Annotated in this window: 21 protein-coding genes; 8 read left to right on the forward strand and 13 right to left on the reverse strand. The window is 36.6% G+C overall.

Annotation, left to right across the window (positions count from 1 at the left end):
* Positions 1–188: 188 nt before the first annotated feature.
* A complete protein-coding gene (gene cysB / locus EPA86_RS05275; protein ID WP_140602376.1) occupies positions 189–1,163 on the forward strand; it encodes an HTH-type transcriptional regulator CysB in 975 nt (324 codons plus the stop codon).
* Positions 1,164–1,238: 75 nt separating this feature from the next.
* On the opposite strand, the gene EPA86_RS05280 is transcribed toward cysB, so the two are convergent.
* Complete coding sequence (locus tag EPA86_RS05280; RefSeq protein WP_140602377.1) at positions 1,239–1,484, reverse strand: YfhL family 4Fe-4S dicluster ferredoxin; 246 nt, start codon at positions 1,482–1,484, stop codon at positions 1,239–1,241.
* Between the two features lie 11 nt (positions 1,485–1,495).
* Positions 1,496–2,902: a prephenate-dependent tRNA uridine(34) hydroxylase TrhP gene (gene trhP, locus EPA86_RS05285; RefSeq protein ID WP_140602378.1), complete on the reverse strand. Its 1,407-nt coding sequence runs from the start codon at positions 2,900–2,902 to the stop codon at positions 1,496–1,498.
* A gap of 276 nt (positions 2,903–3,178) precedes the next feature.
* Here trhP and EPA86_RS05290 point away from each other — a divergent pair, with 276 nt between their 5' ends.
* Entirely contained in the window at positions 3,179–4,021 is an 843-nt protein-coding gene (locus EPA86_RS05290; RefSeq protein ID WP_140602379.1) for an HDOD domain-containing protein, read from the forward strand.
* A 109-nt stretch (positions 4,022–4,130) separates the two neighbouring features.
* On the opposite strand, the gene rdgC is transcribed toward EPA86_RS05290, so the two are convergent.
* Together rdgC and EPA86_RS05300 are read right to left on the reverse strand one after the other, a co-directional pair.
* Positions 4,131–5,054: a recombination-associated protein RdgC gene (gene rdgC / locus EPA86_RS05295; protein WP_140602380.1), complete on the reverse strand. Its 924-nt coding sequence runs from the start codon at positions 5,052–5,054 to the stop codon at positions 4,131–4,133.
* A 103-nt stretch (positions 5,055–5,157) separates the two neighbouring features.
* On the reverse strand, positions 5,158–6,909 hold the full coding sequence (locus EPA86_RS05300; RefSeq protein ID WP_140602495.1) for a sensor histidine kinase: 1,752 nt from the start codon (positions 6,907–6,909) through the stop codon (positions 5,158–5,160).
* Positions 6,910–7,236: 327 nt separating this feature from the next.
* Between EPA86_RS05300 and EPA86_RS05305 the strand changes: the two genes are divergently transcribed.
* From EPA86_RS05305 to EPA86_RS05320, 4 genes are all read left to right on the forward strand, one after another.
* A complete protein-coding gene (locus EPA86_RS05305) occupies positions 7,237–8,229 on the forward strand; it encodes a porin (RefSeq protein ID WP_140602381.1) in 993 nt (330 codons plus the stop codon).
* 287 nt (positions 8,230–8,516) lie between these two features.
* Entirely contained in the window at positions 8,517–9,212 is a 696-nt protein-coding gene (gene phoB, locus EPA86_RS05310) for a phosphate regulon transcriptional regulator PhoB (protein WP_140602382.1), read from the forward strand.
* Between the two features lie 3 nt (positions 9,213–9,215).
* Positions 9,216–10,520, forward strand: a complete 1,305-nt coding sequence (phoR, locus tag EPA86_RS05315; protein WP_140602383.1) for a phosphate regulon sensor histidine kinase PhoR — start codon at positions 9,216–9,218, stop codon at positions 10,518–10,520.
* A gap of 155 nt (positions 10,521–10,675) precedes the next feature.
* The gene (locus EPA86_RS05320) at positions 10,676–11,641 is read left to right on the forward strand and encodes a PstS family phosphate ABC transporter substrate-binding protein (RefSeq protein ID WP_140602384.1); all 966 of its coding nucleotides are present in this window, start codon (positions 10,676–10,678) and stop codon (positions 11,639–11,641) included.
* Between the two features lie 86 nt (positions 11,642–11,727).
* Here the strand turns inward: EPA86_RS05320 and EPA86_RS05325 are convergent, their stop codons facing one another.
* The 8 genes from EPA86_RS05325 to tkt form a co-directional block, all read right to left on the reverse strand.
* Positions 11,728–12,225 carry a glycine cleavage system transcriptional repressor gene (locus EPA86_RS05325; RefSeq protein WP_140602385.1) on the reverse strand — a complete coding sequence of 166 codons (498 nt, stop codon included), beginning with the start codon at positions 12,223–12,225 and terminating at the stop codon, positions 11,728–11,730.
* A 66-nt stretch (positions 12,226–12,291) separates the two neighbouring features.
* The gene (locus EPA86_RS05330; protein ID WP_140602386.1) at positions 12,292–12,654 is read right to left on the reverse strand and encodes a PilZ domain-containing protein; all 363 of its coding nucleotides are present in this window, start codon (positions 12,652–12,654) and stop codon (positions 12,292–12,294) included.
* Between the two features lie 124 nt (positions 12,655–12,778).
* Entirely contained in the window at positions 12,779–14,458 is a 1,680-nt protein-coding gene (ettA, locus tag EPA86_RS05335; protein ID WP_140602387.1) for an energy-dependent translational throttle protein EttA, read from the reverse strand.
* A 204-nt stretch (positions 14,459–14,662) separates the two neighbouring features.
* On the reverse strand, positions 14,663–15,556 hold the full coding sequence (locus EPA86_RS05340) for a DUF481 domain-containing protein (protein ID WP_140602388.1): 894 nt from the start codon (positions 15,554–15,556) through the stop codon (positions 14,663–14,665).
* Positions 15,557–15,788: 232 nt separating this feature from the next.
* Positions 15,789–16,853, reverse strand: a complete 1,065-nt coding sequence (gene fba, locus EPA86_RS05345) for a class II fructose-bisphosphate aldolase (protein WP_140602389.1) — start codon at positions 16,851–16,853, stop codon at positions 15,789–15,791.
* A 454-nt stretch (positions 16,854–17,307) separates the two neighbouring features.
* A complete protein-coding gene (locus tag EPA86_RS05350) occupies positions 17,308–18,483 on the reverse strand; it encodes a phosphoglycerate kinase (RefSeq protein WP_140602390.1) in 1,176 nt (391 codons plus the stop codon).
* 55 nt (positions 18,484–18,538) lie between these two features.
* Positions 18,539–19,588 carry an erythrose-4-phosphate dehydrogenase gene (gene epd / locus EPA86_RS05355; protein WP_140602391.1) on the reverse strand — a complete coding sequence of 350 codons (1,050 nt, stop codon included), beginning with the start codon at positions 19,586–19,588 and terminating at the stop codon, positions 18,539–18,541.
* Between the two features lie 75 nt (positions 19,589–19,663).
* Positions 19,664–21,652, reverse strand: coding sequence for a transketolase (gene tkt / locus EPA86_RS05360; RefSeq protein ID WP_140602392.1), 1,989 nt, complete (start codon positions 21,650–21,652; stop codon positions 19,664–19,666).
* A 361-nt stretch (positions 21,653–22,013) separates the two neighbouring features.
* Between tkt and EPA86_RS05365 the strand changes: the two genes are divergently transcribed.
* On the forward strand, positions 22,014–24,293 hold the full coding sequence (locus EPA86_RS05365) for a CHASE domain-containing protein (protein WP_246058273.1): 2,280 nt from the start codon (positions 22,014–22,016) through the stop codon (positions 24,291–24,293).
* Positions 24,294–24,432: 139 nt separating this feature from the next.
* Positions 24,433–24,567: a hypothetical protein gene (locus EPA86_RS18435; RefSeq protein WP_281284860.1), complete on the forward strand. Its 135-nt coding sequence runs from the start codon at positions 24,433–24,435 to the stop codon at positions 24,565–24,567.
* A gap of 313 nt (positions 24,568–24,880) precedes the next feature.
* Here the strand turns inward: EPA86_RS18435 and EPA86_RS05370 are convergent.
* Positions 24,881–26,058 (reverse strand): IS3 family transposase gene (locus EPA86_RS05370; protein WP_140602394.1). Its coding sequence is split into 2 segments (ribosomal slippage): positions 24,881–25,791 and positions 25,791–26,058, totalling 1,179 coding nucleotides; the frame shifts between segments, so codons are not numbered across the junction.
* Between the last annotated feature and the right edge of the window lie 241 nt (positions 26,059–26,299).

The raw sequence follows: 26,299 nt of genomic DNA on the forward strand, positions 1-26,299 counted from the left end.
TATAAATATTAAACTTTCCATTTTAATTCATTTGCTTATTAGTAAAAGCATAAGTTAGTTTTAAAAGTTATGGAAGTAAACTGGCTCATGTGTTGAAAAATATTTACGAAAACTGAAAATTATTATGGAATAAATGTTCAATTAAGTATATTATTTTGGCATAAAAAAGCAGTTTTTAAGTCCTGATTATGAAACTACAACAATTAAGATATATCGTCGAAGTATTAAATAATAACCTCAATGTGTCAGCGACAGCTGAAAGTTTATTTACTTCACAACCTGGTATTTCAAAGCAAGTAAGAATGCTTGAAGACGAGTTAGGTATTCAAATCTTTGGTAGAAGTGGCAAGCATTTAACCCATGTAACTTCTGCAGGGCAAGATGTAATCAACATTGCGACACAAATTTTATCGAAAGTTGAAGGTATAAAGGCTGTTGCCAGAGAGCATACTCAGCCAGATGAAGGTAAATTAAGAATTGCTACCACACATACACAGGCGCGTTATGCTTTACCTGAAGTTATTCAAGGCTTTGTTAAGAAGTACAATAAAGTTTCATTGCAAATGTCACAAGGTACGCCAGCTCAAATAAGTGATTCTGCAGCTAAAGGTGATGCTGATTTTGCAATAGCAACAGAGTCTTTGCATTTATATAATGATTTGGTGATGTTACCTTGTTATCACTGGAACCGTAGTATTATCGTACGACCTGATCATCCGTTAGCTAAACTGCAAAATATTTCTATTGAAGATGTCGCTAAGTATTCTTTGGTAACTTATGTATTTGGTTTTACTGGTCGCTCTGAGCTAGATGCTGCTTTTGACGCAGCGGGTGCTGAGCCTAAAATAGCTTTTACTGCGACAGATGCTGATGTTATTAAAACCTATGTAAGGCTTGGTGTCGGGGTTGGTGTAATTGCTTCAATGGCTGTTGATGAGAGAATTGATAGTGATTTAGTAGCAATTGATGCTAGTCACTTATTTAAATCAAGTACAACGAAAATTGGTTTTAGACGAGGTAGCTTTTTACGTGGTTACATGTACGACTTTATTGAACGTTTTGCGCCGCATTTAACCAAAGATATTGTGACAAGAGCAATGCTGTTGAAAAACAATCATGAGGTTGATGAGCTACTTAAAGATATTGAGCTGCCAACGCGCTAATATATTGTCATTAAACCTACAAAAAAAGCAGACAAATATGTCTGCTTTTTTATTGATTAATTAATATCCATAGAGTTAACCGTGCATAGATAGAAATTTTGCTAATAGTTCTTCCTCTGATTCTACATGATTACTGTCTGGCTTAATGCAATCTATAGGGCAAACACTAACGCATGTTGGTTTATCATAATGACCAACACACTCTGTACATTTGTCGGGATCAATTTCATAAATTTCTTCGCCAAGTGCAATAGCCTCGTTTGGGCATTCAGGATCACACATATCGCAGTTTATGCATGCTTGTTCAATGATCAGAGCCACGAGTTAATTACCTAAACATCTGCTTGATTTTGAGCGAAAGGGTGACGAGTAGTGCCTCCCGCATCTAAATAACGCATAATAATGCCAAATGACAAATCAAGATCTGTATCTAGTTTTATTGCTACTTTGTGGCCTGAGCCTTTGGCATCATCAATAGCTTCGCCTTTCTTATTTACCATATACTCTAGAGTGAAAGTTTGATTGCCACTTGGTGTCATTAATTCGAGTTGATCGCCGAGCAAAAATTTATTTTTAACATCGATCTCTATTAAGCCAGACTCTGCATTCTTGCCAATGACTTCACCGACAAATTGTTGAGTATCACTTTTTGAATAACCATAATCATAGTTTTGTGTATCACCATGACGATGACGCTGTAGGAAACCTTCTGTGTAACCTCTGTGCGCTAAATGCTCTAAGTCAGTATTTAACTGCTGGTTAAATAACTTATCAGACATTGCATCATTAATGGCCTGATTATAAACTTGTGCTGTTCTTGCACAGTAATAGAACGATTTAGTTCGTCCTTCAATTTTCAGTGAGTGAACGCCCATTTTTACCAGACGCTCAACATGTTCAACAGCACGAAGATCTTTCGAGTTCATAATATAGGTACCATGCTCATCTTCAAAGGCGGGCATGTACTCTCCAGGTCGACCTTGTTCTTGAAGCAATACAACATCGTCAACAGGCTTTTGTTCTGGCATGATGATATCTTGCTCAGGTGTATAAATCTGCGTGTCGCCGTTGCCAGAATCAGCAGGTGAAACAGCGATTATGTCGCCAGTTTCATTTTCTTTTGCTTGATGAGTATCGTATTTCCATCGACATGAATTAGTACATGTACCTTGGTTAGGATCTCGCTTATTGATGTAGCCAGATAATAGACAACGGCCAGAATATGCCATACATAAGGCACCGTGAACAAAAACTTCTAACTCCATTTCAGGGCAATGAAATCTAATGTCCTCAATTTCATCTAATGACAATTCTCTTGATAGAATGACTCGCTCTACACCTTGTTGGTACCAGAACTTTACTGTAGCCCAGTTAACAGCATTTGCCTGTACTGAAAGGTGTATTGCCATATCAGGAAAATTTTCTCTTACCATCATGATTAAGCCAGGATCAGACATAATCAAGGCATCAGGTTTCATGTCAATTACTGGAGAGATATCTTTAAGAAATGTTTTTAATTTACCATTGTGCGGGGCAATATTATTAACAAGATAAAATTTCTTACCTAATTGATGTGCTTCATCAATACCTATTTTAATATTTTCAAGGCTGAACTCATTATTACGTACTCTTAATGAATACCTCGGTTGGCCTGCATATACAGCATCTGCGCCATAGGCAAAGGCATAACGCATGTTTTTTAAACTACCAGCGGGAGAAAGGAGTTCAGGTCTTATCATGGTGTTAACTTATCTTAATGTTAATGAGCGCAAACAATAGTTATTGCTTGTGGTTTGTTAGGGTGCGCATTATAAGGAAAAGCGCAACACTGGGCAATGATAATTGGTTGATTTTTCGGCAAGCAAAAGCTTTTAAAAATGACTTTTATCGAATGATGAAAAAGTCATTTACTATATTCAAGCTACTATATTGAAAATTCTTAAAAAAAACCTTTTAGGACGGTAAAGATGTGCTACTTTTAAAAGGTAAGTACAATAAAAATAAAGGTGGGCTTTATGGCAACTGAAAATGCCTTATACACGATATTAGTAGAAAAGATTAAACAAGATACTTTAGTGTTACCAACATTACCGGAAGTTGCTTTAAAAGTAAGGACTGCTGCTGATGATCCTGATATTAATTTGGGGCAAATGAGCGATATTATCGCACAAGACCCCGCTTTATCATTAGGCATGCTAAAAGTTGCAAATAGTGCTCTTTTAGGCAGAAGTGTTAAAGTTGAAACGGTGAATCAGGCCGTCACTCGTATAGGTTTAAGACAAATTAAGAGTATTGCTACGGCGATGGCAATTGAGCAAGTTTTTGTTTCAAAAAACGAAATTGTCTCCATGTATATGAAAAAATCATGGGAGAAAACTATAGATATTGCTTCTGTCGCCATTAGCTTGATGACAATTTATTTGAAAGATCACAAGCATACTTCTTTAACGTTAGATACTATTACCTTGGCTGCATTGGTTCATAATATTGGTGTTTTACCTATTTTAACTGAAGCAGAAAATCACCAAGATGTTTTTGCTAATCCAACATTTTTACAACAAGCTATTATAAAATTGTCAGGTAAAATCAGTGGTACTATAACTCGCGCATGGGGTTTCTCAGATGAATTTACGGAACTTGCGGAGAGCTGGAGTGACTTAACTATTTTACCCGCAGAAGTACATTATTTAGACTTTATTCGTGCAGGCGCTATATATCATAATGTCTTTAAAAATGAATCAACCAAAGAAGCACTATTAACCAGTTATACTAAGAAAGGTATTTTGCCGGAAGTTGATTACATGCAGTGTGATGAATTTGCAGACATGTGTAATGATGTTAAGGCGATGTTTAGCTAAGGCTATATATTTCAATTAAAAAATGGTCGCATATTATGCGACCATTTTTATTTTTACACTTCATCTTTCTGCTTGATGTTAAGCTATATGCATAGCATCAATGTAGCGATTACTCTTTAGTTAGATAATCTGTTGTTGTCATATTAAACTCTGCAATTAACTCGACTATAAAGCGATTTAATTCCCCGGCCATTAAGGCAAAGTCAGCATCCATTTTAGCTAAGACATCATCACTATCAATATCATCATTTTGCTCTTGCAGTACATCATAAAACTTCAATCGTTTTATAGCTAAATCATCACAAAGAATAAAAGATAATGATTCATCCCATTCTAGGGCTATTTTGACCGCATATTTATCAGCATCTAAGTGAGCTTTAATCTCTTCACTTGCTAAGTCTTGATTTTTAACACGGACAACTGCACCATCGTCACCTAATGCATTAAACTCAGCTTCCATACCTAACTGAAATTTTTCACCTAAATTCTTTTCTATTAACCAATCAGTCATGGTTTCATCAACACTGATATCAGGATCAAAACTGGTTACAGGTAAAGTGCCAATAACCTTTCTTAGCAAGGCAAGTAAGTCTTCAGCTTTTCCACGTGAACTTGAATTTATCACTATGATGTTATTTGCTGGTGATATATAAGCATGAGTATCGGTTATGCGAGAAAATGCTCTGGGTAACAGTTCAAAAATAATATCCTCTTTGAATTGTTCCTTTTCTTTTTTTGTTGCACCACGGCTTTGCTCCTGTTCAAGTTGAGCGACTTTCTCTTCAAGTAAGTCTTTAATAACAGGGGCTGGAAGTATTTTTTCTTCTTTTCTGGCACAAACTAAAAAATTACCATTGGCAGCATGTACGCATGTATTTCCATGTTTACCAAGTGCATTTACCCAACCAAAATGCGCTAACTCTGTAGAGCCACATGGAGTAAATAAATGTTCAGATAGATGCTTTTCTAAGTCTTGTTCAGATAATTCAAAAGGGCGCGTAAAAGCGAAAAAATAGAGGTTTTTAAACCACATAAATAACTTCCTAAAAATATAAGGGGATTTTTGCGCTTTATCATACCTGAAAAAAAATTATCAGGCATTGTTTTACTCAATTTGTTACTGCTTATTAAGTCATTTAAATGTATCTCATGTCAGGGAAATCGATTTGATAACTCAGTCCTTCACCTACTGTACTTTGTACTTTAATGCTACCGTTTAATGTATCTACAACTAAATTCTTGATGATATGTGTACCGAGACCTGTACCGCCCTGCTCAGACTTAGTGGTGTAGAATGGGGTAAACAGTTGTTGTAGTTGTTCTGAGTCAATGCCATGGCCATTATCAGTATAACGAAGATGTAAGCGTTGATTTTCCATCATGATATCAATATCAATTTCACCTCGATTGATTTTTTCAAAACCATGTAAAATTGAATTGATAATAAGATTAATAAGTATTTGAGCAATTGCTCCTGGGTGGCTATATATTTCAATAGCTTGATCACAATGAACTTTAATACTGTGATTTGTCTTTTTAAGTTTAGGGTGAAGTGACTGTATTATTTCATCGATAAATTTAGCGACGTTGATTAATCTTACTTTGTCATTGGTCTGATCAACTGCAACTTGTTTAAAACTGGCAATTAATTCAGATGCCCTAGTTAAGTTATTGAGAAGTAATTCAATACTGTGATTAGCATTATTAACAAACGTTTCTAATGCGCGTTTAGAAATCTTTTGCTCACTTACATCTTGTTCTAATTTACCAATAATATCGGATAAATAGCTCGTTGAAGTGATACTGATACCTATAGGGGTATTTATCTCGTGAGAAACTTCGGCACTTAGTAAGCCTAAAGAAGACATTTTCTCTGCATCAAGTAATCTATCTTGCGCTTTACTTAACTCTAAAATTGAACTTTTTAACTCTTTATTGGTTGTTATTAAGGTGTCTTCTGTTTTTCTTCTGCGTGTGTTTTCATCTTCTAATTGTTTTTGTTGATTCAACATCTCTTTCTGTTGTAGTTCCATTTTCAGCATGTTACTACTTAAACTTGATGTTTTTCTGGCTACTTCTTGCTCTAATAATAAGTTTTGTTCATCTAGTTTATCATTAGCGGAGTTGGTTTCTCTTTGCGATAAGGCTAGTTTATCTTTAAATGCAACCAGTTCATCAATAAGGTTATTATAAGCGTCTTCCAAAATATTTAGCTCATTTTTTTCGTAATTCATGGTATGAAGTTTAGAAGCTTCTGGGTCATTTAAGTCTAATTGCTTTATTTGCTCTGTTAACTCATGTAAAGGTTGTGTTAGAAGTTTATTAAAGGCAATAAGAAATAAAAACACGAGAAACGCTGTTTTAACCATGGCATTTCCGATAAGGAAATATATACCCACCTCAATTCGGCTAAAGATTACATCGTTACTTGATAGCAGTGTTACGGTGCCGACAGTGGTTGTTCGACCTGAAAACTCAAAAATTAATGGGAAAGAATGACCGAATAGGCCATCACTTAAAGAACTTACACTGTGGTGTTCTGAGTTAAGGTCAAGTTCGTCACCCTCTGCTAAGGTTGTTTCAGTAATCACTTCTCCCAACTGAGTAATGATGTTATTGGCCTCATCACTTACGGTAATACCTTTAATCATAGGTATTGCAATTAAGCCTTCTGAAATATCTATAGCTTGTTGCGTATTAAGTTCCCATACAGCACGGGTTAAACTACCGCTAATGGTTTTTTGTAAGGTTAATAATTCGCTATTGATATGACTTTTAGTATTAAAGTATTCCGCAATAATTTGAATGCCAGTAACACTGACTGTGAGAATGAAATAGACGGATAAAACCCGAGTTAAGAGTTTTCTAGAAATACTGGTTACTTTCATTAACGCCATAAAATACCAAACATTTATTCATAATCACTTCATTTGATTCTAGCTAGTTTTATCAAGCATTTAAAACTTTTTTGGATATATTTTGTTGATAGTGCGCTTAACAAGGCAAAGATGGCTTCTTTAGTCTAGTATGTTTAGGAGGATAATTTAGTAATTCATGACATAAAACAAATGGATAAGGAAAGTAATACTATTCCAGCTAAAGAAAATAATAGTAAAATTGCTGCGTTGTCATAATAGTGTCACAAACGAGCCATAAAATAATCATAAAAATGTCACTTAACAGTCATTAATATTTAAAAAATAGGGTTTAACAACATGAAACTAATTAAGAAAGCTTTGATCTTGTCAATTTGTTCAGCTTTGGCTTTACCTGCTGTCGCAGCTGATAAAAAAAATGAAATGAAAGAAGTTATCGACTTTTACGGTAAATTAAATATTTCATTACAGGCCTCAGAGGAAGGCGGTGATTCTTTTAATGAGTTAAAAAGTAATGCATCAAGAGTCGGCGTTAAAGGTAAATACAAACTAGATCACGGCTTAACTGCTATTTATAAATTAGAGTGGCAAGTCAATGTTGACGATGACTCAAAAGACACTTTAACAGCTCGAAATCAGTGGGTTGGAATAAAAGGATATTTTGGTGAAGTGACTGTTGGTCGCTCAGATACTACTCTAAAAGTTTCTCAAGGTAAATTTGACTTATTCAACGATTATGAAGGCGATTTAAAAAACCTTTTTATCGGGGAAAATCGAGTCACCGATGCTTTAACGTATAAGTCACCTAGCTTTAGCAACGTAAAGTTTTTGGCCAGTTATATTTTGTCAGAAGATAGTGACTTGGACGACCCTTTTTCAGTGGGGGTTCAATTCGGTGATGGTAGTTTGAAAAAGACCGATTTCTTTGTTTCACTTGCTCATGATCAAAATATGCAGGGAAAAAGTGCGATTTATGAAACGACACGCTTAGTAGGTATGTATAAGTTTGGGGATTTACGCTTAGGAGCTATTTTAACTGAAAGTGAAATATCTGATGTAAGTGATTCAACTGATACTGATTTAATAGGTGCAAGTGAAAATGGTTTTGCCGTAAATGCATCCTATAAACTAGGTAAAGCATTGGCTAAAGTTCAGTATCAAGAGTTCGCAGGAGCTGATGCCATTAATGTTGGTGTAGATTATAAGCTTGGAAAAAATACAAAAGTGTTTGCTTGGTACACTGACAGAGAAGGTTTAAGCTTTAATGGAGAAACCATTAAGAAGGCAACAGAAGGGACTTATTTTGCTTTCGGTATGGAACAAAAGTTTTAAACTAAAGTAGATAGTTACTTTAAATAGGCCCGTTAATAAGTTTTTATTAACGGTTTTTTTTTGTTGTTAATAAAGGTGCTCATCTATCAGATGAGCTGTTGTGTTGATTTACTTGATGATATATACAGAACATAGTTGTCAAAGTAATTAATATAGTTAATTATGTTAGCAATTTCTCACTTTGTCATAAAAGTGTCATTTTTCTTTTGCACAATACTATTACCTTAATTTTAATTGTTTAATAGCGTTAACTCGTTATTAGGTTAATAGTTTTTCAGGATGTTTGTATGAGCAGACAAATTTTAGTGGTTGAAGATGAAACCCCGATCAGGGAAATGATCACCTTTGTATTAGAACAAAATGGTTTTAATACAATTGAAGCGTCAGATATTGACCAAGCGCAAGAGAAAATTAAAGACCCTTATCCAGATTTAATTATTCTTGACTGGATGTTACCAGGTGGTACAGGAGTTAAGCTAGCTAAGTCGTTAAAACAGAACGAATATACCCGTAATATTCCCATTATTATGTTAACAGCGAGAGCTGATGAAGATGACAAAGTAAAAGGTTTTGAGGCAGGGGTAGATGACTATGTTACTAAACCATTTTCACCTAAAGAGTTAATTGCCAGAATAAAAGCGGTCATTCGACGCGTTTCTCCAACTTCTTTAGAAGAAGAGGTGGAGTTCCATGGCTTAAAATTAGACCCTGTTGCTCATCGAGTTTCTATCAATGAACAAGCGATTGATTTAGGCCCTACAGAGTTTAGATTACTACATTTTTTTATGACGCATACAGAGCGAGTATACTCTCGTGAGCAACTATTAGATAATGTCTGGGGCACTAATGTTTATGTTGAAGATAGAACAGTAGATGTTCATATTAGACGTTTGCGAAAGGCAATCTCTGGCGCTGGCCATGAAGACTTTGTGCAAACAGTGCGTGGTTCTGGCTACCGCTTTTCAGGTAAATTGAAAAAATAGTTTATGCATTTTAGCTTATCAATTAAAGACATAGCCACTCGATTACTGGTGATTTTTTCCCTCAGTGGCTTTTTAGGCTTTCTCTTTGGTTATACACTACTCGCGATTCTTATTACCTGTATAACGCTGTTATTTTGGCATTATCACCATTTATTTAAGTTGGCTAATTGGCTATGGCAAAGTAAATCATTATCTCCCCCTCAAGCAGAAGGCGTTTGGGGTAGGATTTATGATGGTTTGTATCGTCAAAATAAACGGCATAGAAGTAAGCAAAAGCAGCAAAATGAAACAATTAGGCGCTTTAGAGATGGCGCTGAAGCATTACCTGATGCTGCTTTAATGTTATCTCATGAACTTACTATTGGTTGGAGTAATAAAAAAGCTCAGCGTTTATTAGGTGTTCGTTGGCCCGATGATTTCGGCCAACGTATTGATAACTTAATACGAGCCCCTGAATTTGCAGATTATTTAGCTCAAGAAAACTTTGAATCTCCTTGCCTGCTTATCTCACCAGTAAACTCTGAAGTGCAATTAGAAATAAGAATCATGGCTTATGGTGCAGATGATGTTTTATTGCTAGCACGAGATATTTCTAACATTCATCGGCTTGAAGAAATGAGGCGAGACTTTGTCGCAAATGTTTCTCATGAATTAAAAACACCGCTGACTGTTGTAAGAGGTTATGTTGAGATGATACAGGCGACAGAGGGAACCTTTGATGAGCATTGGGTAAAAGCTTTTTCTACCATTGAAGGGCAAGTAACTCGTATGGATCGCTTAGTAGAACAACTGTTAAATTTATCGAAAGTTGAAAATAATAATGATGATGAGAAACAGCCAGTAGATATGGCTTTACTTGTGAATAATTTAGTTGAAGATGCGAGTTGGCTTAATCAAGAAAAGCATCATAAATTAAGTGTTGATATTTCAACTCAGCTAGGTGTAATCGGTATTGAGACAGAACTAAAAAGTGCCTGCGCAAATTTGATCTCAAATGCCATCGCTTATACACCACCGAGTGGTGAGGTTGCAGTAAGTTGGCAGCAAATTGGTGATAAGTTGAAGTTCTCTGTTAGAGACAATGGTGACGGTATAAGACCTGAACACCTTAATCGCTTAACAGAGCGTTTTTATCGTATTGACAGATCTCGTTCACGTGATACTGGCGGTTCAGGACTAGGTTTAGCTATTGTGAAGCATGTTTTACATCATCATCAAGCTGAACTTGTAATTTCCAGTCACTGGGGGCAGGGCAGTGAATTCTCTATAATATTCGACTCTAGTAGTGTTACTCAAATAACTAGCTAAACATTAAACTTGTCCTTTTGCTATTTAATCTATTGAGTTGTCATATTTGTGTCACACAACTTAAATATAATTGTCATATTAGCTTTGTATAGTAACTGAAATTGAGCAGTTAGTTGCTCTTTACAATAATAACTAAGCTCTTATTGGAGAATATTATGAGTTTTAAAAAAGCACTAGCCACCTTGAGTTTAGCTAGTTTAATCAGTTTTTCAGCATCAGCTATTGATGAAACTTTACCAGAATATAAAAAAGTAAGTGGTATATCAGGAAATGTTTCATCTGTCGGCTCTGATACCTTAGCAAATATGATGACCTTTTGGGCTGAAGACTTTAAACGAACTTACCCAAATGTAAATATTCAAATTCAGGCGGCAGGCTCTTCGACTGCTCCACCAGCATTGACTGAAGCTACTTCAAACTTAGGACCAATGAGTCGTAAGATGAAATCTCGTGAAATTGAAGCATTTCAAAAACGTTACGGTTATAAGCCTACGAAAGTACGTGTTGCCATTGATGCATTAGCAGTTTTTGTTCATAAAGATAACCCGTTAGAAGGTTTATCTATTGCACAGGTTGATGCTATTTTCTCAAATAATCGTAAGTGTGGCGCAGATAAGGATGTTGATCGTTGGGGTGATTTAGCCTTAACAGGTGCTTGGACTGGCAAGGATATTCAATTATATGGCCGAAACTCAGTTTCTGGTACATATGGATACTTCAAAAAGAAAGCCTTGTGTAAAGGTGACTTTAAAAATAATGTGAACGAACAACCTGGATCAGCTTCTGTTGTACAATCAGTGTCAGCCTCATTAAATGGTATTGGATATTCAGGTATCGGTTATAGAACTTCAGGTGTAAGAGCATTACCTTTAGCAAAGAAAGGTACAAACTACGTAGAAGCAACCATGGATAATGCTATTTCTGGTAAATACCCATTATCGCGTTATTTATACATATATGTTAACAAACACCCAAATAAGCCTTTAGCACCGATGGAAACAGAATTCTTGAAAATGATTTTATCAAAATCGGGTCAAAAGATTGTTGAGAAAGATGGTTATATTCCATTACCAAGTAAAGTCGTAGCGAAAGAGTTTAAAAAGCTAGGCTTTACCATGTAATAGTGAGTTAAAGTAGAATATAAAAAAGCCTAACAAAATTGTTAGGCTTTTTTCGTTTAATAATCAATTATAGTATTTCGAACTGTTTAACGACTAATATCAACCATTAAATCGTCAGCAATCTGCTCTAATGCAGAGACAAGTTCGTCTACTTTTTCTTCGTTAATTACTATTTGTGCCTTAGCTTTAAACATGACTTGGCCAGTATGTGCAGCACTGCTTTGTGAACTAACTAGTTTTATTAAATTACCACCTTGATGGTGAATAACTGAAGAGACATTTTGCACTATGCCAGCTCTATCGTTAGCGGTTAATTCTAACACTAAATTACTGCTTACTTTAGGCAAATTAGGTTCAGCTAATTCAATTTGACAATTTAAGTTTTGAATATTTCCTAATGCATTTTTTAAATCGTCAGTTTTCTCAGGGCTCACTGCTACTTCAATTACACCTGCAAAAAAACCAGATAAATGATGTAAACTACTTACTTGCCAGTTGCCTTGATGTTGGTTAATAACTTTTGATAATTGGTCAACAATGCCTGCTTGATCAGGACCTATACATGAAATAATAAGATGATTCATACGACTTCCTTATGTTTTTTGAAAACACATTTATTGAAAAAGATAGCAAAGATTTTTAAGAAAACACTAATCTATACGAGATAATTGACTAAGCTCTTTATTGAGTTGATCATTGTCACCAAGGTTTAATTCAACTAATCGCCTCAGGTGTGTCACGCTGTCAATATCTATAGCGTTACACTGTAATCCTGTTTCATGTTCATGTTCATGAACTACAGCAATATGCATTACAACCTCAGACTCACCATCTGACAAGTTAAAACTTAACGTTCCAAGTTTTCCTTTTAATGAATTTTCACTGTCAATTGCAGTGACTAACGCGCCGTTAAGTGAAATATCGTGAATAGATACAGGGTAGATTACATCGTCTACATTGAGTTCAGCTGTAATTGAAAACAATATGCGGGTGAATTGTCGTCTATTTTCCATTGAAACAATGACTTTTTTTAAGATTGTTCTCTTAGCATAGCCCTATTTTATGAAAAGTAAAAGTGAAAAAGGCAGCTAAAATCACTATTTTAGCTGCCTTTTATATTTAATTTTTAGAAAAGGATTAACCTATTTTTTTATACTTAATTCTGTGAGGTTCGATTGCTGCAGCACCCAGAGTTTTTTTCAACCACTCTTCATAATCGGTGAAGTTACCTTCGAAAAAGTTAATTTGTCCTTCATCACGATAATCTAAAATATGTGTTGCAATTCTATCTAAAAACCAGCGGTCATGAGAAATAACCATGGCACAGCCAGGGAACTCAAGTAGGGCTTCTTCTAACGCACGGAGTGTTTCAACATCAAGATCATTGGTTGGTTCATCTAGTAGTAATAAGTTACCACCTGTTTGAACAAGCTTCGCTAAATGAACACGGTTTCTTTCACCACCTGATAAGTCACCGATGATTTTTTGTTGATCAGTACCTTTAAAGTTAAAGCGACTCACATAAGCTCTACTAGGAATTTCAAAATTGCCAATCTGAATAATGTCATTACCCTGAGAAATCTCTTGATAAACTGTGTTTTCATTATTCATATCATCACGAAATTGGTCAACGCTGGCCAATTTAACGGTATCACCTAACGATACTGTACCTGAATCTGGCTGTTCAGCACCCGACATCATTTTAAATAACGTTGACTTACCGGCACCATTCGCGCCAATAATTCCTACGATAGCGCCCTTTGGAATACTAAAGCTAAGATCATCAATTAACACCCTATCACCAAATGATTTGGTTAAGTTGTTAACATCCAGTACTTTGTCACCTAAACGAGGCCCAGGCGGAATGTAAAGCTCATTCGTTTCATTACGCTTTTGATGTTCTTGACTGTTTAACTCTTCAAAGCGAGCCATGCGTGCTTTGTTTTTAGATTGACGGGCTTTAGGGTTAGAGCGTACCCACTCAAGTTCTTGTTTAATGGTCTTTTGTAGGGCATTTTCACTACGACTTTCTTGCTCTAAACGGGCATCTTTTTGTTCTAACCAAGATGAGTAATTACCTTCCCAAGGAATACCGTGGCCTCTATCTAGCTCTAGTATCCAACCAGCAACATTATCTAAGAAGTACCTATCATGGGTAATAGCAACAACAGTACCATTATAATCATGTAAGAAGCGTTCTAACCAAGCAACAGATTCTGCATCTAAGTGGTTAGTTGGCTCATCAAGTAACAACATGTCTGGCTTTTGAAGTAGTAAACGACATAAGGCTACACGGCGACGTTCACCACCACTTAATACTTTTACTGGTTGATCCCACTCAGGTAAACGAAGCGCATCAGCAGCGCGCTCTAAAACATTATCAATATTGTGACCATCTTGAGAATTAATAATATCTTCTAACTCACCTTGCTCTTTTGCTAGAGCATCAAAGTCGGCGCCTTCTTCCGCGTATTCAGCATAAACAGCATCTAAACGTGCAAGGGCATTTTTAACCGTTGATACAGCTTCTTCAACAACTTCACGTACCGTTTTAGTTTCATCAAGCTCAGGTTCTTGTGGTAAATAACCAATATTAGTACCGGCAAGGGCTTTCGCTTCACCTTCAAAATCAGTATCTACACCAGCCATGATACGAAGTAGGGTAGACTTACCTGAACCGTTTAAACCTAATACACCAATTTTGGCTCCAGGGAAAAATGATAGTGAGATATCTTTTAAAATAGTACGTTTTGGTGGAACCACCTTGGACACACGGTTCATCGACATGATGAATTTATCTGGAAGCGGCTGAGCCATAAGAAAACCTTTTTAAGTATTATTAATTAATTGCCAGCTATTTTAGGATTCTATCGGTGTTTAGGCAACTAAAAGCTTAATCAGCACAGAGGTAAGAGAGTAAATAATATTTAATTAGTGATATTGGAATCATTTATTAAGATTTAAGAATTACCTGCACTAATAATATTGCAGGTAATTATCTGAATTATGACTGTATTCGTGCTAGAAGCTATAGACAAGCACTGCAGCAGTTTGGGTATCTGTGTTAGCTTTGTTAGGGTCGACTTTAGAGTTGTAATCGACAATAAAACTAAGCTTTATTTGCAAAGAATCAATTAACTTACTGGTTAAAGAGGTTTCAGATTTATAAAGACTATTTTCACCCTTCTCAATAGCGTGTTTAGCAACGAGTAATTGCTTGAATTCAATATGCTCATTGATTTTTTGAATATACAGAGCCTGAGCTTGTAAGATTAAACTGTCGCGGGTTTCACTGCCAATTCCCTCTTCACGTTCTGCTGTTGTTGGTCTTGTAACATCCCTTTTGAATCCCGGCCCAACATCGGCATCAAAACTCGTTGATGAAGTTTCATACCAACGTCTTCCCCAGCCTGTTGAAAGAGACGCTTGAGAATCAAAGCTTGAAAAACGGTTTTCTTCATAAAAAAGGTTTCCGTATAAATAGTTCCTTTTTGTACTATTGATAGTGTAGTTAGTTTGAGTTACCACGCTCCATTTGTTATCTGTTGTTTCAAAGTTATCTTCACCATCACTATTTACAATTTCTGTTTTTTTCAATAAGGCGTCAAAAATAAACAAGCTGCGCCATAAGTTTTTCTCGTAGCGAAGATCTAAACCAGCTTTGACATCGCCACTTTTAGTATTACCTGTTTGATAAAGTAAGCCTAACTGTGCTGAGGCAGAGAAAGTTGATTTCTTTTTTTCTGGTTTTTCATCTGCTTTCTCAAGGCTTGATAAAATGTCAGCTGAACTTGCTTGTTCAGCCGATATTAAACTTTTCTCTACTGCATTTTCAGGGTATGTGGTGGCTGTTACATTTAATGAATAAAAAAAAGACAGGGTAATTACGACTAGACAGTTTAAATAATACTTCATGGTTTTATTATTATTGTTAAGTGATTTCGAGTTAAGGTGAATAATTATTCGATTAGAACAAATAACTACCAGCAGGTAAACGACGTATTATAACTAAGCTTTTTATCAGAGCGCAATGATAATTACTTTACTAAAAAGTAACTAACCTAACGAATTATGCATGAGTGGGCATAAGGCGGTTAAATAAAAAAAGGGCCGAAGCCCTTTTAAGAAGATTAATATGAAAAGCCAATTATTTTACAACGGCTTTCAACTCACCTTTTTCGTAAAGATCAAACATAGTATCTAATGAGATAGGTTTAATTTTATTAGCATTGCCAGCAGTACCAAATGCTTCATAACGAGCAATACAAATATCTGTCATCGCTTCTGTCGTTTTCGCTAAAAATTTACGCGGGTCAAACTCACTTGGGTTTTGCGCTAAGAAACGACGGGTTGCACCGGTAGAAGCAAGACGTAAATCAGTATCAATATTTATCTTACGCACACCATGCTTAATACCTTCACAAATTTGTTCAACAGGCACACCATAAGTTTCAGGGATAGCACCACCAAACTCATTAATTACTGCTAGCCATTCTTGAGGTACTGATGACGAACCGTGCATAACTAAGTGAGTATTTGGAATACGTTTGTGAATTTCTTTGATCCGATCAATCGCTAAAATGTCACCTGTAGGTGGGCGTGTAAATTTGTAAGCACCATGTGATGTCCCGCAGGCAATCGCTAGAGCATCAACTTGAGTTTTATTTACAAAATCGGCTGCTTCTTCAGGATCAGTTAGCATTTGTTCTAAGCTAAGTTTACCTTCAGCACCAATACCGTCTTCTTCACCAGCTTCACCGGTTTCTAAAGAGCCTAAACAACCTAACTCACCTTCAACCGAAACACCACAGGCATGTGCCATTTCAACAGTACGTCGAGTTACGTCAACATTGTACTCATAACTTGATGGTGTTTTACCATCATCCATTAGAGAACCATCCATCATAACTGATGAAAAACCTAATTGGATTGAACGCTGGCAGACTGATGGTGATGTACCGTGATCTTGATGCATTACAACAGGAATATGAGGGAACTCTTCGATTGCTGCTAAAATTAAATGGCGTAAGAAAGGAGCACCTGCGTACTTACGTGCACCAGCTGAGCCTTGTAAAATTACAGGGCTATTGGTTTTATCCGCAGCAATCATGATTGCACGTACTTGCTCTAAGTTATTAACGTTAAATGCTGGAATACCGTAACCATTTTCTGCCGCATGATCAAGCATTTGGCGCATTGAAATTAAAGCCATTTACTTACTCCTAGATAAGTTTTGTTGTAATGGGTGAAAGTTTTTATTTTGATGGGCAGAATTATAGCAAAGCGAAAGCTTATCTTACAGAATAATTTAGTAAAACTTGCGTTTTAAACGATTTTATTTTTTAGTTTTAAATTTTGTTCAAATATAACAACATTAGCGACGGTGCTACCTATTAGAAGATACATGCTTTAACATTATGATTGAAAGTTTACTACCATAGGTGTTGTAACTTTCGTTTGTCTTTCGTTTTGGTTTTGTTTGGCTAGGTTTACTTGGTTGGGGTTGACTGTAAAGTTTCGAAAGCATAGAGAAAAATAAAATAAGACGTAGTACAATAGCAAAGAATTCTATATTTTATCTGTTAGAAACAAAAAACGAGTACTATATAAGTACTCGTTTCAAATCAGTCTTGTTTTTAACGTTGTTATCGTTCAAACGACTGTTTTTATTTTGCGCGTTGTTCAAGAATTTCAACAGCAGGGAGTTTCTTTCCTTCTAAAAACTCGAGAAAAGCGCCGCCGCCAGTAGAAATATAAGAAACTTTATCAGCGATATCGTATTTATCAACTGCGGCTAAAGTATCACCACCACCAGCAATTGAGAATGCTGAGCTGTTCGCGATAGCTTGAGCTATGATTTTTGTGCCTTCACCAAATTGATCAAATTCGAATACACCCACAGGGCCATTCCAAACAATAGTGCCTGCGTTGGCAATAATATCTGCCAAGGCTTTTGCTGAATCAGGACCAATATCAAAGATCATGTCGTCAGCTGAAACCTCATTAACATTTTTTAAGGTTGCAGTCGCTGACTCAGAGAACTCTGTACCTACAACGACATCAGTTGGTACTGGAATATCACCATTATTTGCTTGAGCTTGTTTAGTTAAGCGTGTTGCTTCTTCAACTAAATCTGCTTCAAACAATGATTTACCAACGTTATTGCCAGATGCAGCAATAAAAGTATTAGCAATACCACCACCTACAACTAATTGGTCAACAATAGCTGATAGCGAATCTAAAACAGTAAGTTTAGTCGAAACTTTTGAACCGCCAACAATTGCCACTAAAGGACGGGCAGGGTTATCTAGTGCTTTACCTAGCGCCTCAAGCTCGCCTGCAAGCAAAGGACCTGCACATGCAACAGGTGCAAATTGTGCTACGCCATAGGTACTCGCTTGAGCTCTATGAGCGGTACCAAAAGCGTCCATGACAAACACATCGCAAAGCGCGGCAAGGCTTTTTGCTAATGCTTCATCATTTTTCTTTTCGCCCTTGTTAAAACGGACATTTTCAAAAACCACTAACTCACCAGCAGCAACATCCACACCATTTAAGTAATCTTTTACTAACCTTACTGGGAAATTTAACGCTGCGGCTAAGTAATCAACAACTGGTTGTAAAGAGAATTCTTCATTTGCTTCACCCTCAGTTGGACGGCCTAAATGTGACATAACCATCACTTTTGCACCGGCCTCTAACGCAAGTTTTAATGTTGGTAATGCCGCACGTAAACGAGCATCTGAGGTGATTTTTCCATTTTGCACAGGAACATTTAAATCTTCGCGAATTAAAACACGCTGCTCGTTAAGTGCTAAGTCTGTCATTTTTATAACTGACATGCTGGTCTCCAAAAAATTGTTATTAGTAAATAATAAAAGTTAATTCAGTATCTATTTATTTCATCTGTAGGGCTGTATCTAACATTCTATTGGCGAAACCCCACTCGTTATCACACCATAATAGCATTTTTACTAAGCGTTTATGGCTTACACGGCTTTGACTGCCATCAACAATACAGGAGTGTGGATTATGGTTAAAATCAATAGAAACTAATGGCTCTTCAGTATAAGCAAGAATGCCTTTTAATCCATGTTGCTCTATAGGCTGCTCTTGTGCTTGAAAAATTGCCTTGTTGATATCATCGATAGTGACATCTTGATTCACTGTGATGCTAAGATCCATCGCAGTTACATTTACCGTAGGTACTCTTACAGCAATAGCTTCAAAACGCCCTTTAAACTTTGGCATTATCCGCTCTATACCTGCAGCAAGTTTAGTATCAACGGGAATGATGGATTGACTTGCTGCACGGGAGCGCCGTAAATCAGGGTGATAAGCATCAATCACTTGTTGATCATGCATTGACGAGTGAATGGTAGTAATAGTGCCACTTTCTACGCCAAAAGCTTCATCAAGCACTTTAATTACCGGTACAATGCAATTGGTGGTACAAGAGCCATTAGAAACAATTCTATCGTCTTGCGTTAAGCTTAAGTGATTAATGCCATAGATAATGGTGGCATCAAGGTCTTGACTGCCAGGGTGTGAAAAAAGTACTTTTTTTGCACCTTGTGCAATATGTACCATAGCATCACTTCTATTACCGTATTTTCCTGTACAATCGAGTACTAAATCTATATCTAATGTTTTCCATGGAAGATCAGTTAAAGACTTATGATGGCTTAATACTATTTCATCAGAAATTGGGTTATTGTGGCCCAAATATTCATTGCTTATATGTAATGAATGCTCATGATGTGTGATATCAAAAGGAAATTGTCCATGGGTTGTATCATATTTTAATAAATGAGCGATGCCTGATGCTGGCGCTAATTCATTAATAGCAACTAAAGTGAATTCGTCTGTTCTGCCGCTTTCATATAATGCTCGAACGATACTGCGGCCAATTCGGCCAAAGCCGTTGATAGCTATTCTAATAGTCATGTAATCACTAAGTTAGCAAGAATGTGCTGTAGAAAAAGTAACAAGGCGGGTTAATTGCCCGCCTTGTTATGTTGCTTACAATTGATTAACAGTATTTACTACGTTATCAACAGTGAAACCAAAGTGTTCAAATAATGCATTACCTGGTGCTGACTCACCAAAGGTTGTCATACCAACAACAGCACCATGTAAACCGACATATTTATGCCAAAAATCAACATGTGCCGCTTCAATGGCAACGCGTTTTGTAACAGAGGCTGGAAGTATAGACTCTTTGTATTCTTTACTTTGCGCATCAAATACATTGGTAGAAGGCATTGAAACAACACGTACTTTTTGACCTTGTTCTGTTAATGCTTTTGCAGAATCAAGTGCTAAAGACACTTCTGAACCGGTAGCAATTAAGATAACGTCTGCAGTTCCTTCACAGTCAGCAATAACATAACCACCTTTTTCTATGCTCGAAAGCTGTTGAGCAGTGCGAGATACAGCAGGCAAACCTTGACGACTAAAAATAAGCGCTGTTGGCGCTTTTTGGTTTTTAACCGCAGCTTTCCATGCTACTGCTGATTCCGTTGCATCACATGGGCGCCATGTTGTTAAATTTGGAGTCGTACGTAAATTAGTTAATTGCTCAATCGGTTGGTGAGTTGGACCGTCTTCGCCCTGACCAATTGAGTCATGAGTGTATACAAATATGTTTTGCACACCCATCAATGCCGACATACGTACAGCATTACGTGCATACTCCATAAACATCATGAAGGTTGCACCATAATTAATGAAACCACCGTGTAACGATATACCGTTCATGATGCCACTCATACCAAATTCACGTACACCGTAGAAAATGTAGTTACCAGCAGGGTCTGTTTCGATACCTTTTGAACCAGACCATAACGTTAAGTTTGAACCAGCTAAATCTGCAGAGCCACCTAACATTTCAGGTAAGACTTTACCAAAAGCTTCAATCGCATTTTGCGATGCTTTACGCGAAGCAATGTTCTCACCATTTTCGTGGCATTGTTGAATGAAAGCGTTGGCTTTTTCTTCAAAGTCTTGTGGTAATTCGCCTTTGATAACACGACGTTCATATTCGCTTGCAAGCTCTGGGTGTGCAGCTTGGTATGCGGCAAATTTTTCATTCCAGCTTGTTTGACTTGTTTGGCCTTTTGCTTTTTGATCCCATTGGCTATAAACATCAGCAGGTATCTCAAACGGTGCGTGCGTCCAGTTCAACTTTTCACGCGTTGCAGCGATTTCTTCATCACCCAGCGGTGCACCATGACAGTCATGTGTACCTTCTTTATTTGGTGAACCAAAACCAATGATAGTTTTACAGCAAATCATGCTTGGCTTATCAGTTACTGATTTTGCTTCTGTGATTGCTTTTGCAATAGCTTGAGTATCATGACCATCTACGCTGATGACATGCCAGCCGTACGATTCAAAACGAGCAGGGGTGTTATCTGTGAACCAACCTTCTACTTCACCATCAATTGAAATACCATTGTCATCCCAAAAAGCAATGAGTTTACCAAGGCCAAGCGTGCCGGCAAGAGAACAAGCTTCATGTGAGATGCCTTCCATTAAACAACCATCACCTAAGAAACAGTAAGTGAAATGATCAACAATATCGTGTTCAGGGCGGTTAAATTGTGCCGCTAAAGTTTTTTCAGCAATAGCCATACCTACCGCATTTGAAATACCTGCACCTAGAGGGCCTGTTGTCGTTTCAACACCTGGCGTGTAACCATATTCTGGATGGCCAGGTGTTTTAGAGTGCAATTGACGGAAGCTCTTTAAATCTTCAATTGATAAATCATAACCTGATAAATGCAATAGCGAATAAATAAGCATTGAGCCATGGCCATTTGAAAGAATAAATCGATCGCGATCAGCCCAGTTTGGATCTGTTGGGTTATGCTTTAAAAAGTCACGCCATAGTACTTCGGCAATATCTGCCATTCCCATAGGTGCACCAGGATGCCCTGATTTTGCTTTTTGAACAGCATCCATACTTAAAACTCGAATGGCATTTGCCAACTCTTGACGCGACGACATAGTAGCTCCAGTCTTTTTTTATAAGAAAGTAATGCCTAAATTACGTTTATAAACATCGATTCTTATAGTTATTGTTGATAATAATTAAATTTTGGAGGCATATTTTCCCTTACCAAGCCCATCAGCGCAAATTTAATTACCGTATTTTTTATATTATTTTGGCTTTAGTTAACTAATAAGATGAATATTAGTTATTTATGGACACTAAAGTTTATAATTGTTTAAAGGATAAACTCTGATAATATCAGAGTAATTTTATGATATTTCGTTCATTATTCACTTTATGCTACCAAACCATATCCAACAATTTTTAACCTCAGCCATCATCTTTTTCTCTACATGTGTTGGTGCTTTGTTGATTATGACTCCTTTTTCTTTTGTGAATTATGTTGGTCCTGCTGCAGGTGTAGCTAGTTGTTTGATTATTATATGGGGAAATGCTGCGTTTGTTGCAATCTTACTGATGAGCATCGCCTTTCCAATCTTTTCTTATCACTACTTAAACCTTGATGTTGATGTTTCTTTAGTGCTGATTTCAACTTTAGCAATCATCTTGCAAAGCTATTGGGCTAAGCAATTAACTTATCAATATGTATTTTACAAGAAATGGCTAAAATCTAGACGCTGGTTGTTTGCTTTTTTAATTAAAGTTGGACCTATTGCAGGATTGGTTTCGGCCTCCGCAGTACTTATAATTTCAATGCTAGATAATAAAGTTTTAACAGGCTCATTTGTTTATACGTTTTTATCTTCTTGGTCTAGCAGCTTATTGATAGCCGTCTTTTTTGTTCCGACAATGTTATTACGACAAGAACGCGATTCAATGGTGTTTCATGTTAGTAAAAAACTCTATATTTTATTTGCTTCATTTATTGGGGCTTTTGCCATTTTGCTTATCATCAAAACTTCTCAAGATGAACAACAACTTGATAGGTTGATGCTGTTTGAACAAGAGAAAGCTGAAATAGCAAGAGTTATTCAACAAGAAATTCAAGAAGTCGAAAAACAAGTAAATAGCCTATCGGCATTTTTTCAGGCCAGTGAAGTAGTAGATCTTTATGAGTTTAATATTTTTAGTGAAAAAGTATTAGGTGAACAAACCAGTATCAGGGCTCTTGAGTGGGCTCCAATAGTTGAGGCTTCAGAAAGGAAGTCATTTGAAGATAATGCCAGTGATCTACTTCAGCACCATTTTGTAATAAAAGAGCGAAATAAAGGAAATAACCTTCAGCCAGCTGCTGAAAGAGAGCGATATGCTCCACTGTATTATATTTATCCAAGTGAAGGGAATGAAGTCGTGTTAGGGCTTGATGTATATTCTAACCCTGTAAATACACTTTCGATGACGAGTGTTTTCCATAGTGATGTTCTTTTGGCAAGTGCACCTATCTCACTAATACAGGATGATCATACAAAGCCGGGGGTGCTATTTAGTAAAGCCGTATTTGAACATAGGGCTCAAGAAAATACTCAACCAATTTTGAATTATAAGCTGCCTAAAAAACAGGATGATTTACTGGGTTTTGTCGTCGCTGTAGTGCAGTTTGATGATTTTTTACGGCAAATAGATGAAGAAAAGCAAAATATAGTAAAGTTTACTATTCAGGATGTTTCATCTTCAGAACCTTATGTATTATTTGGTAAAGCATTAGATCTTGAAAATCGACTTCGTCGTAGGGTAGAAATTCCAGTGCTATCTCGTTATTGGAGCCTAGAAGTAGCTGAGTCTGAACCATGGTTTGTACAAGATAAGTCGCTGAAAACATGGAGCATCTTACTTGGTGGCACATTCGGCGGATTCTTTTTTCAATTAATGATTCTTATGATGGCTGCTTATTCTAGTGAATTAACACAGCAGGTTGACTCCAAAGCCAGAGCATTAATATTGGCTAAAGAACACTCTGAACAAAGTAGTTCAGCAAAAATTCGATTTTTGCGTACATTAAACGATGAAATACGTCTACCGTTAAATGCCATTAGAGCTTTTGTTGAGCAGTTTAAACAGAAAGGGATTAATAATAAGCAGGTTTTGGGCATTAATCATGCCTCAAATAATATCGAACAATTATTAAATACTATGATGGATTTATCAGAAATTGAGTCGGGCGGAATTTCGGTGAAAAGTGAGCCTTTCGATTTTTATGGTTTCATTAATCGTTTAGAGTTAATGGTTAAAGCAAATAATTTGATGGCAGGAAAATCAATTTTCTTTTTAATTGATAAGGAAGTACCACATTATATTAATAGTGATGAACTACGTATTCAAAAATTACTGACAGCATTTATTAAGAGCGCACAGCAGTTGTTTAAAACTGACTCTCTAAGACTATCTATAAAAGTTCATACACACCATAAGCGTAGTGCAACATTATTTTTTATCTTTTCTCACCAAGATGAAGCTACCGCAGCAGATAGCGATGAAATTTTAAGGTCTTTAGCTAAAAAGGATCTCGCTGGGTATAGTACCTCAATGGCGATGGTCAAAGAAGTCAGTCAGTTACTTCAGGGGAATGTTAATTTAGGTATGCTTAACTCAGGTGGCGGTATGCTAAGTGCTTCTATTAGGGTAACTATATCTTCAGATGAAGAACAAAGAATACATCAAGCTGACTCGTTCGATCAAAATAGTGCTGATGAATAAACTATGTCAAACTTTTGATTGATTTTTAAACATTTTATTCACCAAAGCCTTGATATTTGTTTTTAAATCAATTAGATTTTTGACACGCTGTAAATGTAAGCAAATTAATAATAACTAAGTGCAGCTAATAGGTAATAGAATGAATAAGTCATCTTCACGAGGATTAAAGCTGACTACGGTGATATTTGCAGTACTTATCATGGCCGTTTCAGCGATACTTAGTAACACCTCTGTAGCCGATGACATGGATGTAGAACAATCGCAATCTGAATAGTTTATTCGTTGATTGCAAGGCTAAGCGGATTTAAAATATATAAGCCCTATACTTTTATGTTGTAGGGCTTTTCTTTAATTGCGTATTAATCATTTTTCCTCTTTAGGTTAATAACTGTGAGTTGCCAATAATTGAAAGGCATTGAGTACTAAGAAAGTAGTTTTACATTTAATGCGAAAGTTAATTGAAGGCACTTTCACATAATTTAATTATAAAAATAAATATTATTTGTTAATGAATTAAAAATTTCTTCTTCACTTTGGTAGAAGGTAACTCTGTTTCTCCCGTTCTTTTTACTTAAGTAGTGTAGTGGTCAACTAATATTGGCCACGTTTTTGTATTCAAGCCAGTATCTTTTCTCTGACTCATTTGGTGTTAAACCAGCATTGTAATGATGTGGTCTAACTGAGCTGTAATACCCAACAATATAATGTGTTATTTCAGCCTTAGCCTCAGTAAATAAACGATATCCTGTTGTTGGTATCCATTCAGTTTTCAAACTTCTAAAGAACCGCTCCATTGGGCTATTATCCCAACAATTTCCACGGCGACTCATACTTTGCTTTATCTGACAGCGCCATAATAACTGTCGGTAATTACGGCTCGTGTAATGCGTACCTTGATCGCTATGAAACATTACCCCCTTAGGCTTACCTCGCATTTCATAAGCCATACTCAAGGCCTTGCTTGTCAGTGCAGTATCAGGCGATAACGACATTGCCCAACCAATTGGTTTTCTAGCAAATAAATCAATAACAACCGCCAAATAAGCCCAACGATTGCCTACCCAAATGTAAGTGACATCACCGCACCAAACTTGGTTTGGTCTAACAGCATCAAACTGCCTATCGAGATGATTAGGTATTGCTATATGTTCCTGAGTCGCTTTCCTATATCTATGCTTAGGTTGCTGACAACTGACCAATCCCAAGCGCTTCATATAGCCTTTAGCCCAGAAGCGTGATATATCAAAGCCACGATCAATAGCTATGGTTGATATAGTTCGAGAGCCAGCAGAGCCATTACTTTCTCGATGAATCTGCTTAACAGCCGCTATTTCTTTCAGCTGCTTACTACTGAGCCTTTTCGAGCGCTTATTCCAATACTTAAAGCTACTTCGATGAACATCAAAGATTTGGCAAACCGTTAATTCTGCATAGCTCTCTTTGAGTCGTTTGATTATTTTAAATTGTTCATCGAGTCCGACATCAAGAGAGCTGTAGCCTTTTTTAGAATTTCCTTTTCTAATTCAATACGTTTTATCTTTTTCTCAAGCTCTTTAATCTTACGCTGCTCTGCCGTCATAGGACTTGCTTTGCTTGTCACACCCTTACGCTCGTTTCTAAGCTGTCTAACCCACTTATCCATCGTGGATTTGCCAACACTCATCGCTTCAGCAGCTTCTCGTATGGAGTAACCTTGGTCAACAACTAATTGAGCGGCTTCTAATCGAAATTCTGGTGTGAAATTGCGCTTTCCTGTTCTTGTCATTTTGTCACCTAATAAACTTTATGAGGTGATCATATCACCTCTAACTAGGTGGCCAAATTCAGTATGCCACTACACTCTGAATAATAATAATGCCTTCTGCGGAACTTTCTATTATAGATAAGTAAGTTTTAGCATCATAAAGCTTAGTTTGCTTCATTTTGTCCTCATTATAGCCGTTGAAAAAGCGAAACGTGTTTTGAACACTATTAATTATAGCAAAACAACGAGTATTATTTTGTGT

Source organism: Litorilituus lipolyticus, from assembly GCF_006439335.1.
GTDB classification, from domain to species: domain Bacteria; phylum Pseudomonadota; class Gammaproteobacteria; order Enterobacterales; family Alteromonadaceae; genus Colwellia; species Colwellia lipolytica.